General features: G+C 64.9%; 13 protein-coding genes. 1 reads left to right on the forward strand and 12 read right to left on the reverse strand.

What is annotated here, in order from left to right:
• Nucleotides 1-161 precede the first annotated feature (161 nt).
• From IVA79_RS16765 to hydA, 8 genes are all read right to left on the reverse strand, one after another.
• Entirely contained in the window at nucleotides 162-1,823 is a 1,662-nt protein-coding gene (locus IVA79_RS16765) for an ABC transporter ATP-binding protein (RefSeq protein WP_247554543.1), read from the reverse strand.
• Nucleotides 1,820-2,680, reverse strand: coding sequence for an ABC transporter permease (locus tag IVA79_RS16770; protein WP_247554545.1), 861 nt, complete (start codon nucleotides 2,678-2,680; stop codon nucleotides 1,820-1,822). Before IVA79_RS16770 ends, IVA79_RS16765 begins: the two co-directional genes overlap by 4 nt.
• On the reverse strand, nucleotides 2,677-3,708 hold the full coding sequence (locus tag IVA79_RS16775; RefSeq protein ID WP_247554547.1) for an ABC transporter permease: 1,032 nt from the start codon (nucleotides 3,706-3,708) through the stop codon (nucleotides 2,677-2,679). The genes IVA79_RS16770 and IVA79_RS16775 overlap by 4 nt, the downstream gene beginning before the upstream one ends.
• Nucleotides 3,709-3,737: 29 nt before the next feature.
• Nucleotides 3,738-5,357: an ABC transporter substrate-binding protein gene (locus tag IVA79_RS16780; RefSeq protein ID WP_247554549.1), complete on the reverse strand. Its 1,620-nt coding sequence runs from the start codon at nucleotides 5,355-5,357 to the stop codon at nucleotides 3,738-3,740.
• 127 nt (nucleotides 5,358-5,484) lie between these two features.
• On the reverse strand, nucleotides 5,485-6,921 hold the full coding sequence (locus IVA79_RS16785; RefSeq protein WP_247554551.1) for an NAD(P)/FAD-dependent oxidoreductase: 1,437 nt from the start codon (nucleotides 6,919-6,921) through the stop codon (nucleotides 5,485-5,487).
• A complete protein-coding gene (locus tag IVA79_RS16790; protein ID WP_346658184.1) occupies nucleotides 6,918-7,679 on the reverse strand; it encodes an SDR family oxidoreductase in 762 nt (253 codons plus the stop codon). The genes IVA79_RS16785 and IVA79_RS16790 overlap by 4 nt, the downstream gene beginning before the upstream one ends.
• Before the next feature lies 1 nt (nucleotide 7,680).
• Complete coding sequence (locus tag IVA79_RS16795; RefSeq protein WP_247554555.1) at nucleotides 7,681-8,658, reverse strand: NAD(P)-dependent oxidoreductase; 978 nt, start codon at nucleotides 8,656-8,658, stop codon at nucleotides 7,681-7,683.
• A gap of 12 nt (nucleotides 8,659-8,670) precedes the next feature.
• Nucleotides 8,671-10,140, reverse strand: a complete 1,470-nt coding sequence (hydA, locus tag IVA79_RS16800; protein ID WP_247554557.1) for a dihydropyrimidinase — start codon at nucleotides 10,138-10,140, stop codon at nucleotides 8,671-8,673.
• 153 nt (nucleotides 10,141-10,293) lie between these two features.
• On the opposite strand from hydA, the gene IVA79_RS16805 reads away from it, so the two are divergent.
• The gene (locus IVA79_RS16805; RefSeq protein ID WP_247554559.1) at nucleotides 10,294-10,956 is read left to right on the forward strand and encodes an aspartate/glutamate racemase family protein; all 663 of its coding nucleotides are present in this window, start codon (nucleotides 10,294-10,296) and stop codon (nucleotides 10,954-10,956) included.
• A 16-nt stretch (nucleotides 10,957-10,972) separates the two neighbouring features.
• Here IVA79_RS16805 and IVA79_RS16810 read toward each other — a convergent pair whose 3' ends face one another.
• The 4 genes from IVA79_RS16810 to IVA79_RS16825 are packed head-to-tail and all read right to left on the reverse strand — an operon-like array spanning nucleotide 10,973 to nucleotide 15,552.
• Entirely contained in the window at nucleotides 10,973-11,617 is a 645-nt protein-coding gene (locus IVA79_RS16810; protein ID WP_247554560.1) for a flavin reductase family protein, read from the reverse strand.
• Between the two features lie 18 nt (nucleotides 11,618-11,635).
• Entirely contained in the window at nucleotides 11,636-12,562 is a 927-nt protein-coding gene (locus tag IVA79_RS16815; RefSeq protein ID WP_247554562.1) for an N-carbamoyl-D-amino-acid hydrolase, read from the reverse strand.
• Between the two features lie 36 nt (nucleotides 12,563-12,598).
• Nucleotides 12,599-13,972 (reverse strand): amidohydrolase family protein, encoded by a 1,374-nt coding sequence (locus IVA79_RS16820; RefSeq protein ID WP_247554564.1) that lies wholly within the window; start codon nucleotides 13,970-13,972, stop codon nucleotides 12,599-12,601.
• Nucleotides 13,969-15,552, reverse strand: coding sequence for an ABC transporter substrate-binding protein (locus tag IVA79_RS16825; protein ID WP_247554566.1), 1,584 nt, complete (start codon nucleotides 15,550-15,552; stop codon nucleotides 13,969-13,971). The genes IVA79_RS16820 and IVA79_RS16825 overlap by 4 nt, the downstream gene beginning before the upstream one ends.
• Nucleotides 15,553-15,568 lie beyond the last annotated feature (16 nt).

The raw sequence follows: 15,568 nt of genomic DNA on the forward strand, positions 1-15,568 counted from the left end.
CAAGCCAGTGCGTCTCTGATCACCGTCTGGCTCGATTGAAGACCAGCAGGCTGCGCAAGCCATGGCTGATCGAAGCGGCGACCTCAACGAACCGCGTACCGTCGATGCGCGTCCCGGTCGGGTGAGCGCCAGCCCCATCAACGGGCACCGAGATCGCGAAATCAGGCGGGCAGAAGCGAAGCAGGCGAACCAATGTGTGGAATAGCCTCGATCAGCTCGCGCGTGTAATCAGTCTGCGGATTGGTAAACAGAGCGAGGCTCTCGCCCTGCTCGACGATACCGCCGGCGCGCAGCACGATGGTACGGCTGCACATCATGCGCACCACGTTGAGATCGTGACTAACGAACAGGAAGGCGAGATTGTCCTCGCGCCGAAGCCGGTCGAGCAGCTGCAGCACCACGGCCTGCACCGAGACATCGAGCGCCGCAGTGGGCTCATCGAGCACCAGCAAACGCGGCCGGCACGCAATGGCGCGGGCAATGCCGATACGCGCCTTCTGGCCACCCGACAATTGATGCGGGAAGCGTGACAACAACTCGCGCGGCAGACCGACGCGGTCGGCGCACTCCTCGACCCGGGAACGCAGAGCGTCGCCGGGGCGCAGGCCGGCGAGCCGCAGCAGCGGATGGGCAATGCAGTCGAACGCGGTAAAGCGCGGATTGAGGCTCTCATGCGGATCCTGAAAGACGATCTGGATCTCCTTGCGTAGCGACGAGCGATGAAAATCGCGCGCTGGCAGCTTTGCGATCGAATAGCCGTCGAACAGGATATCGCCCTCGCTCGGATCGATCAGCCGGCAGATCATGCGCGCGGTGGTGCTCTTGCCGGAGCCGGACTCACCGACCAGGCCGACACTCTCGCCTGCCGTCATGGTCATCGAGAAATCCGCCACTGCGGCGGCGCCATCGTCAAAACGCTTGACGATGTGCTGGACGTCGAGCAGCGGCGGTGTGCCGGGCGCGGGCGTCGGCCGCTCCTTCACCTCGACAACCGACGGAGCCTGGTCAGCCGGCACGAGGTCGCCGACACGCGATGTCGCGGTCGGCGATGACGCCACCAGTCGCTTGGTATAGGCGTGCTGCGGCGCCCGAAACAATGTCTGTGGCGCGCCCTCTTCCACGAGCCGCCCCTGCTCCATCACCACCACGCGTCGGCAATAGTGTGCCGCGAGACCAAGGTCGTGGGTAATGAGGATTGTCGTCATGCCGCGCTCGGCGACGACGCGCGCCAAGAGGTCCATGACCACCTTCTGTGTCGTGACATCGAGGCCGGTGGTCGGCTCGTCGGCAATCAGAAGCGATGGATTGCAGGAAATCGCGATCGCGATCATCACGCGCTGGCACATCCCGCCGGAGAGCTCGTGCGGATAGGCGTCCAGCCGTCGCTCCGGATCGCGGATCTGCACCGCGTGCAACAGCTTCAGCGCCTCGGACCGCGCCTCCTGCTTCGAGAGCCGCCGATGCGAAAGGATGGCATCGGAGATCTGGGCACCGACGGCGCGGATCGGATTGAGCGCGGCGCGCGGATTCTGAAAGATCATCGCCATGTTGGCGCCGTGCAAGTTGCGGAGTTCCGCTCCCGACGCGCGCGTGATGTCCTGACCCTTGAACTTGACACGACCGGCCGTGATGCGGCCCGCTTTGTCGAGCAGGCCCGTGACGGCGAATCCGGTCACGGATTTGCCGGACCCGCTCTCGCCGACGAGGCCGAGCATTTCACCCGGCTGCAGCGACAGTGAGACGCCCCGCAGCGCCTCGACGAGCCCGCGTCGGGTCGAGAACGTCACGCCGAGATTGTCGATTTCGAGCAGTGGCGACATCATGTGCGCATGCGCGGATCGAGGATATCGCGCAATCCGTCGCCGAGAAGATTGAAGCAGAGCACGGTCAGCATCAGGGCCAGCCCCGGAAACGACACCAGCCACCAGCGGCCCGTCGAGATGAAGCGCGCGCCCTCGGCGACCATGATGCCCCACTCCGGCGTCGGCGGCTTGACGCCCAGGCCGATGAAGGAGAGGCCCGCGGCATTGAGGATCGCCCAGCCGAGATTGAGCGACATCTGCACTGCCATCGCCGGCAGCACGTTGGGTAGCAGGAAGCGCAGCACGACGGAGACATGCCCGTCACCGCAGGCACGTGCGGCCTCGACCCAACCAAGATTGCGGCGGATATTGACCTCCGCGCGAGCGAAGCGGATGTAGAACGGCAGATTGATGATCGCGGTCGCGATGACGATATTCTCGACCCGGTTGCCGAGCGCGGCGACCATGGCCATGGCGAGCACGAACAGCGGAAAAGCCATCAGCACGTCGACGAACCGGCCAATCGCATGATCGAGCTTGCCGCCGACATAGCCGCAGAGCGAGCCGATCACCGCGCCGATCACGAAGGACACGCTGACAGCCGTCACGGCAATGGCGAGATCGAGCCGCGTGGCGACGATCAATCGGCTGAAGACATCGCGGCCGAGCTGGTCGGTGCCGGCCCAGTGGAGCGCGCTCGGCGGCTGCAGCGCGCGCGGCACGTCCGAAGCGACGGGGTCATACGGCACCAGCATGGGACCGAAGATCGCGATCAGCGCCAGCAATATCGCCCCCGCGGCGGCGGTCGCGGTGACGAGATTGCCGCGCAGCACCCACATGGTGTGACGCAGCCCCGACGATGTTCCTATCAGGCTCATGCGACCGTGGCCCTGGGATCGGCGATGCCGTAGAGCACATCGACCAGCAGATTGACCACGACGAAGATGCTGGCCATCAGCAGCACAAAGCCCTGCACCGGCGCATAGTCGGAGACCAACAGTGCATCGAGCGCGTAGGACGCAACACCCGGCCAGGAGAACACTTTCTCGACCAGCACATTGGCACCGAGCATGGTCGAGAACACGATGCCGGCGATGGTGATCACGGGCAGCATTGCATTCCGCAGCGCATAGGTCACCACGATCTGCCAGCGCGACAGGCCGATCGAGCGCGCGGTACGCACGAAATCGCTGCCGAGCGACACCAGCATCGAGGCGCGGGTGATACGGGCGAGCGGCGCGATCACGAACAGCGCCATCGTTAAGGCCGGCAGCATCAACTGACGCGCCGCGGCCCACCAGCCCTCGAAGTCACCCGCGAGCAGGAAATCCACCATCAGGAAGCCGGTGCGCGCCGGCGGCACCGAGGCGAAGATGTCGATCCGTCCCGTCGGATCGGGGGCAAGGCCCAGCAGATAGTAGAACACATAGATCAGTAGCAGTCCGGAGACGAAGGTCGGCACGCAGACACCGAGCGAGCAGAACAGCCGTACGCCGTGATCGATCAGCGAGTTCGGCCGCAGCGCCGCCAGCACGCCGAGCGGCACCGCCGCGATCAGCGCAATCACGAGCGCGGTCAGCGTGAGCTCGAGCGAGGCCGGCAGCCGCTGCCGCAGGTCCCTGGCAACCGGCTGCCCCGTCATCATGGACCGGCCGAGATTGCCGCGGCCGACATCGTAGAGATAGATGCCGAGCTGCTCCGGCAATGACCGGTCCAGCCCGAGCTGCTTGCGGACGATCTCGATCTCCTCCTTGCCGGCACTGGGACCGGAGGCAAAGAACACGGCGGGATCGCCTGGCAGCACCCGCATCAGGAGGAAGGTGAAGACCAGCACGCCGAACAGCGCCGGCAGCGACGAGAGAAAGCGCCGCCCGGCTCGGATCAAAGTTGCACTGATCGTGCCCATGGTGCTGCGCCGCGCTCCCAGCTCCGCTGCTATTTGCGGCTCAGGTTACGATAATCCACCTGCCGGGTGAATTGGTAGACATAGCCGTCGAGCTTGGCGGCCATCACCGCATCCTGCGCAGGCTGCCAGAGCGGGACCTGGAACATTTGCTCGAAATGGATGGCGTTGAGCTCCTTGCCTTCCGCCTCGTACTTCGCCTTGTCCGGCTCGAAGCGCGCCGCCTGAGCAATCCTCTCCAACTCGGCATTGTCCGTAGAAGAATAGTTCCAGCGCTGAGTGCCGGTGTAGAAGTTGCGGTAGAAATAATCGGTCGACGGCAACCAGGCGACGATGCCTTCGGTGAAGAAGGGCAGCTTCTTCTCATTGATCGAGGTCGACATCTGCGCGTCCGGCAGCTTCTGGATATCGACCTTGATACCGATCTTCTCCAGCGATTCCTTAACCAGGGCGGCCATCGGCTCGGCAGTCGAGGCCTGGCCGACGTTGAAGCTGAAGGTCGTGGCAAAACCTTCGGGCACGCCAGCCTCCTTCAGATAGGCCCGCGCCTTCTCCAGATCGAGCTTGACCGGTTGCGGAATCGGATAGCCGCCGCTCGGTGGCTTGCCGTCGGCCCAGCTGGCACCGAACAGGGGCGCACCACGGCCGAACAGCGCCGCCTTGAACATGTCATCATAGGGTAGCGCCGCGGCGACTGCCCGGCGGACGTTGACGTTGTCGAACGGTGGGATCTTGTTGTTCATCGAGATGAAGGTCACCGCATTGTATTGCGGCGTCGAAATCACCTTCAGCTTGCCTTTGGCTTCCAGCGCCTGCACGTCGCTGGCCTGCAGGTCGATCACGAGGTCGGCGTCGCCGCGTTCGACCAGATTGGCGCGCGTCGCCGGCTCGGGTACCGACTGGATAATCAGCCGCTTGAAGGAGGCCGGCTTGTCCGACGAGCCGCGATTCCAGGCCTCGTTGCGCTTTGCGATCGCCTGCTCGCCCGGCTTGAAGGTTTCGACGACATAGGCGCCGCTGCCCGCCTCGTTCTCCTTCAGCCAGCTCAGCGCCCAGGGATCCTCAGGCGTCGCATGCGACTTGGCGAGCTTGGAATTGATGATGATGGGATAGACCGTCGCAAGGTTCGGCAGCGCCAGCTTGTCGGGCCGCGGCAATGTCACTTCAAAGGTCAGGGGATCGATCACCTTGAACTGGTCCGCGCTGGTCATCGAGCCCGTCAGCAATTGCGCCTTGCCGAGCACCGGCGCGGTAACGCAGCGGTCGAGCGACCATTTCACGTCTTCTGCAGTGACCGGCGAGCCGTCATGGAACTTGGCATCGGGGCGGAGCTTAAAGGTGAGCTTCAAGCCATCGGGGCTGATGCTGAAGGACTCCGCGAGCTCGCCATTGATGGTATCGAGATCGAACACCCATCTTCCGTTGAGTTGCTTGCGGCCGAACGACACCAGCCGGTCATAGCTGCTCATGCTGAGCGCGAAGGCTTCGCGGGTCGAGCCGGGAATGTTGGGATCGAGCGTGTTGACCGTTGCCGCCGTCACGTAGCGCAAGGTCTCAGCGCGGCTCTGCGCATGGGCCGCGGGCGCAATCAATGTCACCGAAAGAAGAACGGCGGACGCCGAAATCAGATGCCTGGAAATCACGGGGTACATCGCCTCTGTCCTTTGTTAGGCCGCGCACGTCCGACATGGCAGCAAATCATGTGCCAGAAACGGGCAGTTTGGCATGCGTCTTCGTCGCAGCGGAATGAATCGGGAGGGGCTCGTTTGCTGGCCGTCATCACGCGTCCCCCGCCGCAGCCGCCCGCGTGCGCCGGATTACAGCCTGAGGCACGTCATAGGCCTGGAATGCCGCCCAGTGCTTGTCGATATCGGCGCGGAACAGGCCGCGCGTGAGGCCGTGGACCAGCTTCGGCACCGCCGTCGTCATCGCATTGATCGAGGAGCCGGACGGACCAAAGCTCATGGTCGAGGCGATGGCGAACAGGTGAATGTCGGAGATCCACGGCGTTCGCCCCGCCGCGCGCTCGCAGAAGGCATAATCGTCCGACAGATAGGGAAAGGCGCCAAGCCGCGGGCTCTGCTCCTGCGCCGGCGGCGTGTAGCAGTCGGCCCAGCGCGCGATGTTATCGGCGCAACGCTTCAGTTCGGGGCAACCGGCGAAATCCATCATGACGCCGGTGGCGCAGATGACGAAATCGACCGCGATCTCGCCACGTGGCGTGCGCAGCAGCACGCCGTCAACGGTCTCCCGCGCTTGCTCGACCGGTGCGCCCTCGTGCAGATGGAATGTCGCATGTTGGGCGCAGCGATCATAGGTGGCTTGCGGAAATCCCTCGCGCAGCTCGAGGATCGCACGCATGAAGCGCCAGCGCCAGGAATCGTCGAGCTCGGAGAAATGCCTGAGGAAGCCGCGGAAGGTCAGCCATCGATAGGGCTGCACCAGCTGGATCGCAGCGCGCCGGCAGAGCAAATGCACGGCGCCCGCACCTGCCTCGAGTGCCGTCGCTGCGCTATCGAAGGCCGAGGCGCCCGCGCCGATCACCGCGACTCGCTTGTCGTGCAGCGCGGTGAAATCCGTCGGCGCCGTGCAGGTGACGCATCGCGACGCCGGCAGATGCTGCAACGGTTCGGGAATGCCCCAATCGCCCATGCCTTCCTGTCCCGTCGCGAGCACGATCTTGCGGGCGTAAAGCACCTCCTCGCCACGAGCGGTCTTCACTGTGGCCTGCAGCAGGTCGTTGATCCCGGGTGCGATATCGGTAACCTCGCAGCCGTTGCGCACCGGTAGATCAAGCACCTCGCGATACCACGACAAATAGGCCGCCCAATATTCGCGCGGGATCAGACCAAGGTCGCGCCAGCTCTGCATGCCGAACTTGGCCTCATGCCAGGCCTGATAAGTCAGGCTCGGCACGTCGAGATCAGGGCCGGTGTAATCCTTCGGACTGCGCAGGGTCGGCATCCGCGCATAGGTCAGCCACGGGCCTTCGAAGGTCTCATCCGCCTTGTCGAGCACGAGGATGTTGGTGACCTGTGAGCGCTGCAGGCCGAAAGCCGTCGCAAGACCCGATTGACCGGCCCCAACAATCAGCACATCCAGAGCGCGGCTGCCATCGGGAGCAATCATCGGCGCCAGCCAGGGCATGCTCGGATGCGCCGTCTTGGCAAGATCGGCGCGGACCTGAACCGCGAGTGCTGCAAGACCATCACTCATGCTGCGAGCCACCCGCCATCGACTGGAAGCACCGTACCAGTGACGAAGGAGGAATCGTCACTGGCGAGATAGAGCGCGGCCGCGGCCACTTCGTCGGCGCGGCCGAATCGCCTCATGGCGTGGCGCTGCCGCGAAGCTTCGCGCACCGGCTCGGGATCGGCATGGCGCGCAAAACTGCGGCGCAGCAGCGGCGTGTCGATCGCGCCGGGTGCCAACGCGTTGACGCGGATGCCATCGGCGGCGAAATCGACCGCCATGGTGCGGGTCAGGCTGACAATCGCCCCCTTGGCAGCAATATAGGCGCTGTTGCCCTTGCCGCCGGCGATCGCCAGCTGCGACGCCAGCGTGACGATGGCGCCCCTGCCTTGCCGCTGCATGATCGGCACGGCCGCTCGCGCCCACAACCAGGTGCCGCCGACGTTGGCGCGGAACACCGCGTCCCAATCCGTTGGCGAAGTCGTGATCACCGTGCCGCCGCAGGAGAAGCCGGCAGACGTCATCAGCACGTCGAGCCTGCCGCGGCTTGTTGCGACACTTTCGACGGTTGCGCCTGCAAAATTGGCGTCGCCGACATCACCGACATGGACGCTGCCGCTGCCACCCTGTTCCCGAAGCATGGCCAGCGTTTCGGCCGCACCGTCAGCATCGCGATCGACCAGCGCAACAAGAGCGCCTTCGCGGGCGAACAGAACGGCGCTGGCCCGGCCGATCCCGGAGCCGCCGCCTGTGATGATGACCACCCTGCCCGCCAGCTTCATCTCAGGCGCCTTCCCGATCATGATCATGCAACCAGCGCCGCATATGCTCCGCGGACTCCTCGCAGCCATATTTGGCGCGCCATCCGAATTCGTCGACCATGCGCTGTACCGATAGCGGCGCCCTGGTCCGGCCGTGCACCGTCACATTTGGTGTCTCGCCGGAGGCAGCCACGCGGCAAACGAAACCGCCGTCCGGCTCAGCAAAAGCCTTGCCCCAGGCCTCGGCGGTGAAAGTTACGCCGCTCGAGATATTGTAAAGCATGTGGCGGGGCCGGCCGGCATTGAGCAGCACGCCGACGGCGTCGGCAACGTCGGCTGCATACACCCAATCCCGTGCGCCGGGCTCGCTGAGCAACGCCGGCGCGCCCCGCCGCGCGCAATCCACGATCATCGCCTGCGGCGACGGCGTGTCGCGGACACCGCCGGCACGTTCGTGCGGGCCGAACACCCCCGAGAGCCGGACGCTGATCACATCGGCCTGCCAGAGGTCGGCGAGCCGCGCTGCCACACGCTCGGAGGCGAATTTCGTGATCGCATACAGCGATTGCGGATCGCAGGGCGTCGTCTCTTCGAGCAGCGGATAGTGCTGGCCGCTCGCGCCATAGCTTGAAGCGGACGACAGGTTGATCACACGCCGCACGTTCGCTCTGCGCGCAGCGGTCAGGATCGGCACCTGCGCTAGCAGATTGACGGCCAGGATGCGCTGCGGCTCGGCGGCATCGCGCGCCGCGCCTGCCGTGATCGCGGCGCCCAGCACCACGGCATCGCATGCCGTCCCGACTGCGGCCTCAACCCCGCTGTGGTCGGTCACGTCTCCGCGCAGCACACGCAATCGTTCACCGTAAGGTGCAAAGGCGCAGCGCGCCTCCGCCGGCAGTTCGACCTGATCGAACAGCGTGACCTCATGGCCGCGGGCAAGCAGCAGCTCCGCGATATTGAGCCCGACAAAACCTGCGCCGCCGAAGATCACGACCTTCATCGCCCTGACCGCTCACAATAGCTTGGCACCGAAATTCTGCTCCGGGCTCATGTCCGGGACCAACCGACCGGTCGGCTTCGCCGCCTCGCCACCGCTGCGGGCAAGGAAGCGGCCGGAGCCCGGCGAAGCGTTCAATTTGCCGCTCTCGACGATGACGCGGCCGCGGGAGAGCACCATCACGGGCCAGCCCTGCAGCGAACGGCCGGCGAACGGCGTGTAGCCCGCCAGATCATGCATCATCGCGTCGGTGACGGTCACACGGCGATCGGGATCCCAGATCGCAATATCGGCGTCAGCGCCAACGGCGATCGACCCCTTGCGCGGATGCAGATTGTAGATCTTGGCCGGCGCGGTCGCGGTCAGCTCGACGAATTTCTCCAGACCGAGCCGCCCCTTGGAAACCATCGCGTCGAACAACAGCGGCAGCCGCATCTCGAGGCCCGGCAGGCCGTTGGCCACCTGCTTGAAATTAGGGTTCGGCCCGGCGCGCAGCTTGCCGGTCTCGTCAAAGCGATACGGCGCATGGTCGGAGGAGATGGTTTGCAAGTCGCCGAGCGCCAACGCCTTCCACAGCGCCTCCTGGTCGTCCTTGCGGCGCGGTGGCGGGCTGCACATCCATTTGGCACCCTCCGCACCCGGCTTGTCGAGATCGTCGGCGGTAAGGAACAGATATTGCGGGCAGGTCTCGGCAAACACTTTCAGCCCCTTCCCGCGGGCATCGCGGATCGTCTGCGCGCCCTCGGCGGTCGAGACATGGAAGATCATGATCGGCTGGTCGACCAGCGCCGCCATGCCGATCAGGCGGTTGAACGCCTCGGCTTCCGAAAAGCGCGCATGGCTGATCGCGTGATATTTCGGATGGGTGTAGCCGCGCGCCAACAGCCGCTTCACCATCCAGGAGATGATGCCGTGGTTCTCGGCGTGGGCGCAGAGCATCGCGCCGCCCTCGCGCGCGGCAACGAGAATGTCGAGCAGCGGCTCGTCGTCGATCTTCAGTCGGTCATAGGTCATGAAGATCTTGATCGAACCATGGCCCTGACGGATCAGCAGCGGAAGGTCGCGCTCCAGCGCTTCCTTGGTCGGATCGGCGATGATCATGTGAAAGGCGTAGTCGATCACCGCGCCCCTGCGCGCCAGCGCGTGATAGTCCTCCAGCACCTGCCCCAATTGCATGCCGACATGCTGCGCGGCAAAGGAGATGACCGAAGTCGTGCCGCCGAAGGCCGCCGACGTCGTGGCACTCTCGAAAGTGTCGGCATTCATGATGCCGGCAGCAGACAACTGCTCGATATGACAATGGCTGTCGACGCCGCCCGGCAGCACGAGCTTGCCGCGCGCGTCGATCTCGCGTTTGGCCGGACCGAGCCCGCGCCCGACCGCGACGATCGCCTCGCCTGCGATCGCCACGTCTGCCTCGAACACGTCCGTGGTCGTGGCGACGCGCCCACCGCGGATGATCAGGTCATAGGCGGGTTCGGTCATGACGGTGTCTCCTTGCGTAACTTTCGAAATTCATCTGCGCCTGTTTTCGTCGCGGCGCGCCCTTGCGCCCTGCGCATGACCGCTTCATGCTGTGCATGGCATAGTGATTGCCTCTGTCTCGCACCGTCAACGCTGCCCAAACAGGAACCTCCCATGCCCCGACCGCGCATCATGGTCATCAACCCGAACTCCAACCGCGTGGTCACCGCCGGCCTTGCCGAGGCGTTGAAGCCGTTGTCCTTTGCCGACGGCCCAGAGATTGTGTGCGAGACCCTGGCCGAAGGACCCTACGGTATCGAAAGCCAGGCCGACGCCGAAAGTGTGGTGATGCCGCTGCGGCGCACCGTCGCCGGCGACAACGAATCGGCGGCCTTCGTGATCGCCTGCTACAGCGATCCCGGCCTGCATGTTTGCCGCGAGGCTACCATGCGGCCGGTGCTGGGCATTGCCGAATGCGGCGTGCTGACTGCACTGACCCGCGCCGAGACTTTTGGCGTGATTGCGATCGCGCAGCGCTCGATCCGCCGGCACATGCGCTATCTGCGCCAGATGGGCCTGATGGATCGGCTGGCCGGCGAGCGTCCGCTCGACATGAGCGTTGCGGAAACCGCATCGGGCGAAGGCACGCTCGCGAAGATGATCACGGTCGGCCGCGCCCTGAAGGAAGAAGATGGTGCCGGCGCCATCGTGATGGGCTGCGCGGGCATGGCGCGCCATCGCAAGCCGCTCGAGGACGCACTCGGCATCCCGGTGATCGATCCGACCCAAGCGGCCGTCACGATGGCGCTCGGCGCCGTGCAATTCGGCGCGTCGTGATGCGGTGATTGGCGGGCTAGCGTGCCTCACGCGCCCGCCTCGCCTGCCAATCGTCGTAGCTCTCGCGGTCCATCGCGAACATGTCGCGCTGGGTCGAATAGAGATTGCCGAACAGCCGTCCGATGGGCTGATAGGCCGCCATGTCGACATACATCCGCGCCGGATCGAGCAGACCTTCGCGGGCATGCAGATGCAAGACCTCGCCGACCAGCAACTCGCGGCCTTGACCAAATGCGAGCGAGACCTGCCGCCGACACTCCAGCGCAAAGGGTGCCGCAGCCAGCCGCGGCACCTTGACCTCGGCGCTGGCCTCTGTCGTCAGACCCACGGCCGCCACCTCGCTCTCGCCCGAGGGAAAGTCCACCGCGCAGTCGTTCATCGCTTTCGCCAGCGCCTCGTCCACCATATGCACGACGAATTCGCCGGTACGGTGAATGTTGCGCGTGGTGTCCTTGAACCGGCCGTCAGGATGATGCTGCAGGCCGAGCACGATCAACGGCGGGTCCTCGGAGAACACGTTGAAGAAGCTGAACGGCGCCGCGTTCAGCGCGCTGTTCTCGTCCATCGTCGTGACGAAGGCGATCGGTCGCGGCACCACCACGCCGCACAGCAGCTTGTAGCGGTCCCGAGGCTCAAGGTCGCGAAAGGAAAGGCTCGTCATCGCACCACGACCTTCAGCTTACGGCGGCGGAATCGCGCCGGTACGGCTGGTGATCAGGCCGTAATGCTCGGTGCGACGATGAGCGGCGAAATTGAAGATCGTCTCTTTGCCGAACGCGGTGGCGTCGAGATCGCAGGGATGCACCAGCAGCTCGTCATCCTCCGTCTTGGCCTCGGCGACAATCTCGCCGTCCGGATTGACGATGATGCTGCCACCGATCAGGGGATGGCCGTCCTCGTCACCGGCCTTGGCGACGGCAATCACCCAGCAGGAATTCTGGTAGGCACCGGCCTGCACCGAGAGGCGGTTGTGGAACAGCCGCTTCTCCGGCCCTTCGTCACCCTTCTGCGCGTTGACCGACGGCGTGTTATAGCCGATCAGCACCATCTCGACGCCCTGCAGGCCCATCACGCGATAGGTTTCCGGCCAGCGGCGGTCGTTGCAGATGGCCATGCCCATGATGCCGCCGAGATTGCGCCAGACCGGAAAGCCGAGATCGCCCGGCTCGAAATAACGTTTCTCCAAATGCTGGTGCGTACGTTCCGGATCAAACTCGGCATGGCCGGGCAAATGGATCTTGCGGTACTTGCCGACGATGTTGCCGCTGCGATCGGTGAGGATCGCGGTGTTGAAATGATGACCGTCCGGCGTCATTTCGGCATAGCCAAAGCTCATCGCCATCTCGTGGCGGGCCGCACGATCGAACAGCGGCCGCATGGCGTCATTGGGCATCTCGCGTTCGAACCAGCTATCGGCGTCGGCGCGATTCTCCATGTACCAGCGCGGGAAGAAAGTGGTCAGCGCGAGCTCGGGATAGACGATCAGGTCCGCGCCTTGCGCCTTGGCCTCATCCATCAGCGTGAGCATGCGCCTGACCACGACATCGCGGCCCTCCGCGCGCTGGATCGGGCCCATCTGGGCTGCGGCGACGTTGATCATGCGCATGGTTGTTGTTCTCCTTGCAAATCGTGCGGCGGGACCTCAGCCATTGAACGCGGCCTGCGCTTCCGGCAGGTTCCAGATCTTGCCGATCGCGGCTGCCCCCGCGGTGGTGATCGCAGCCTCGTCGCCATGAACATAGCTTCCCGCATCGATCAGCAAGCGGCCGTTGACGATGACCTGATCGACATTGGCCCGGTTGCCGAGCGCGATCAGCGCGCGGCGCGGATCGAACAGCGGCTGCAGGTGCGGATGGGTCATGTCAACGACGGTCAGATCGGCGGTTGCACCGGGCGCAATCGCGCCGAGATCCGGACGCTTCACCAGCGCGGCCGCGGTCGCTGTCACCGCTTCGATCAGGTCAGGCGCGCTCGCGACCTCGGCCCGCTGCAGCGCAAGCTTGGAGATCATCGAGGCCGCATTGAGCTCGCCAAGCAAGTCCATGTTGTAGCCGTCGGTGCCGACCACGGTGCGCACGCCATGTTCGGCAAACCGGCCGAACGCCGCCGTGACGCCGGATCGGGCGAACACCCGCGGGCAATTCAACACCGCGGCGCCCCGCGCCGCCATCAGCTTCAGATCGCGGTCGGAGCTTGCGATGCAATGCGCTGCGAGAAGATCGGGAGCCAGCAGGCCTAGCCAATCGAGATATTCGGTCGGCGTGCGGCCGGCATAACGTTTGCCAATCGTTTCCACCTCGGCACGGCTCTGCGCCAGATGGGTGGTGATGGGAACACCGAGCTCACGGGCCCGTGCCGCGCAAGCTCGAAGCAGATCGGGTCCGCAGGTGTCGGTCGCATGCGGGCTCATCGCGAGGCCAATCCGTCCCTCACCACGCCCGTTCCAGCGCTGATAGAGCACGTTCCAGGTGGCGAGATCGACCGCGCCATCATCACCGGCATATCTGACCACGCCGTCCGGACCGGCCTTGGCGTCCGAGGTCGAGAACAGATACGGTGCCCCATAGAATCGGATTCCCATCTCCTCGGCGGCGTCGAACATCTCGGGAATCGTGTTGCGGAACGGCTCCATCACCGTGGTCGCCCCGCCCTTGAGCAACTGCAGGATGCCGAGCCGCGCGACCGCAAGGCGCTCCTCGGCCGAGAGCAGATCGGCGCCGCGCTTGGTCAGCGGCAACAGCACCGTATAGACGATGCTCTGATTGTTGCGCCGGCCGTTGCCGTCTTCGGTGTGGCTGCGCGCCACTGCCTCGCTGAAACAGTGATTGTGCAAGTTCATCAGGCCCGGCAGGATGAAGCGGCCGGGACGATCGTGCACCTCGGCGGCGGACGGCTTGTCCTTGGTGATAGCCGCGATCTTCTTGCCTTCGACCAGCACCCAATGATCGCGGAGCACGTCCTGCGTATCGTCGCGGCGAGATAATACGTAGCTGCCGAAGATCGCGATGCTGCTCATGATGGACGCACATTCCAGAAGACCGCGGTGCCGTCGAGGATGCCGGTGATACTCTTGCGGTAGGTGGTCGGTTGCTTGTACAGGCCGATCGGCAAATACGGGATCTCTTCAAACGCCAGCGCCTGGATCTCCCGGCATATCCGCTGTTGCTCTTCGAGAGAGGAAGCCGCGAGCCACTGGCCGCGCAGGCCGCCCATCTTCTCGCTGCTGTACCATCCGGCGACCCTGCCTTCGCCGCGCAGATTGGTGTTACCGGCCGGGTTGAGCCAGTCGATGCCTTGCCAATTGCCGACGGCAGCGCTCCAGCCGCCCTTGTCGATTGGGTCCTTCTTGAGCTGGCGCTGCAGCACGACAGCGAAGTCGAGCGCCTGATGGTCGACGTTCATCCCGGCCCTCCGCAGCATGTCGGCGGCGACCTGGCCAAGCGGCTTTTGCGCGGCCGAATTGCTCGGCGACAGCAGCACGACCTTCTCGCCATTGTAGCCAGCCGCCGCAAGAGCGGCCTTCACCTTGGCCATATCGCGCGGGCCGCGGAAGACGCTGAGCCCGACGTCATTGGCCATGGGCGTTCCCGGTGCGAAATAGCCGATCGGCGAGAGCTGATACGTCGGATCTCCGCCCGCGACCGCGGTCATGAAGTCGGTCTGATCGATCGCACCGAGCAGCGCACGACGGATTGCCGGATCGTTGAACGGCGGCTGCAGGTGATTGACGCGGAGCATGCACGCATAACCGCGGGGATCGAGCACACGCGTTTCAACCTCATCGGACTGCTTCAGCACGGGCAGCAAATCGTGCGGCGTGGTTTCCTGCCAATCCTGCTCGCCAGTCTGGAGGGCCGCCACGGCGGTCCCCGGGTCCGGCGTCGTGGTCCACACGACGCGGTCATAGTGCACGACCTTGGGACCGGCGGTCCAATCCGGCTTGCCGTCTTGGCGAGGTTGATAACGCTCGAACCGGGCATAGGCGTTGCGTACGCCCGGCACGCGCTCATCCGCGATGAAGCGGAACGGCCCGCTGCCGATCACTTCGATGATCGGCTGGAGCGGATCCTGGCTCGCAAACCGCTCGGGCATCATGAAAGCAGCATGCACCGCGGCCTTGCCGAGCGCCTGCGGCAGCAGCGGGAACGGCCGCCGCAAGCGAAAGCGGATGGTGCGGTCATCCGGCGCGGACAGCTCTTCGGTTGCCGCCATCAATTCACCGCCGAACCCGTCGCGCGAGGCCCAACGGCGGATACTGGCAACACAGTCCCGCGCCAGCACCCGCTCGCCGTCATGCCAGAACAGCCCGTCGCGCAACGTCAGGTCCCATTGCTTGCCGTCATTGGAGACGACATGGCCCGAGACCATCTGCGGCGAGACTTCCAGCGCCGAATTGATGCCATAGAGCGTGTCGTAGACCATGAAGCCATGGTTACGCGACACCTGTGCGGTGGAATAGATCGGATCGACGAACGCCAGATCGATCACCGGGATGAAGCGCAGCGTGGTCTGCGATTGCGCGCGCACGATACCCGGAAACGACAACGCCGGCGCCACCGCGGCAGCGCGCAACAGGGACCGGCGGGAGATCTGCATCGAAGACTTGCCCATG

The sequence above is a fragment of the Bradyrhizobium sp. 138 genome (assembly GCF_023074075.1).
Classification (GTDB): domain Bacteria; phylum Pseudomonadota; class Alphaproteobacteria; order Rhizobiales; family Xanthobacteraceae; genus Bradyrhizobium.

Coding starts and splice junctions, on each gene's coding strand:
- IVA79_RS16785 (WP_247554551.1), bottom strand. CDS start 6,921: ATGAGTGATGGTCTTGCAGCACTCGCGGTTCAGGTCCGCGCCGATCTT.
- IVA79_RS16780 (WP_247554549.1), bottom strand. CDS start 5,357: ATGTACCCCGTGATTTCCAGGCATCTGATTTCGGCGTCCGCCGTTCTT.
- IVA79_RS16775 (WP_247554547.1), bottom strand. CDS start 3,708: ATGGGCACGATCAGTGCAACTTTGATCCGAGCCGGGCGGCGCTTTCTC.
- IVA79_RS16770 (WP_247554545.1), bottom strand. CDS start 2,680: ATGAGCCTGATAGGAACATCGTCGGGGCTGCGTCACACCATGTGGGTG.
- IVA79_RS16825 (WP_247554566.1), bottom strand. CDS start 15,552: ATGCAGATCTCCCGCCGGTCCCTGTTGCGCGCTGCCGCGGTGGCGCCG.
- IVA79_RS16765 (WP_247554543.1), bottom strand. CDS start 1,823: ATGATGTCGCCACTGCTCGAAATCGACAATCTCGGCGTGACGTTCTCG.
- IVA79_RS16805 (WP_247554559.1), top strand. CDS start 10,294: ATGCCCCGACCGCGCATCATGGTCATCAACCCGAACTCCAACCGCGTG.
- IVA79_RS16795 (WP_247554555.1), bottom strand. CDS start 8,658: ATGAAGGTCGTGATCTTCGGCGGCGCAGGTTTTGTCGGGCTCAATATC.
- hydA (WP_247554557.1), bottom strand. CDS start 10,140: ATGACCGAACCCGCCTATGACCTGATCATCCGCGGTGGGCGCGTCGCC.
- IVA79_RS16815 (WP_247554562.1), bottom strand. CDS start 12,562: ATGCGCATGATCAACGTCGCCGCAGCCCAGATGGGCCCGATCCAGCGC.
- IVA79_RS16790 (WP_346658184.1), bottom strand. CDS start 7,679: ATGAAGCTGGCGGGCAGGGTGGTCATCATCACAGGCGGCGGCTCCGGG.
- IVA79_RS16820 (WP_247554564.1), bottom strand. CDS start 13,972: ATGAGCAGCATCGCGATCTTCGGCAGCTACGTATTATCTCGCCGCGAC.
- IVA79_RS16810 (WP_247554560.1), bottom strand. CDS start 11,617: ATGACGAGCCTTTCCTTTCGCGACCTTGAGCCTCGGGACCGCTACAAG.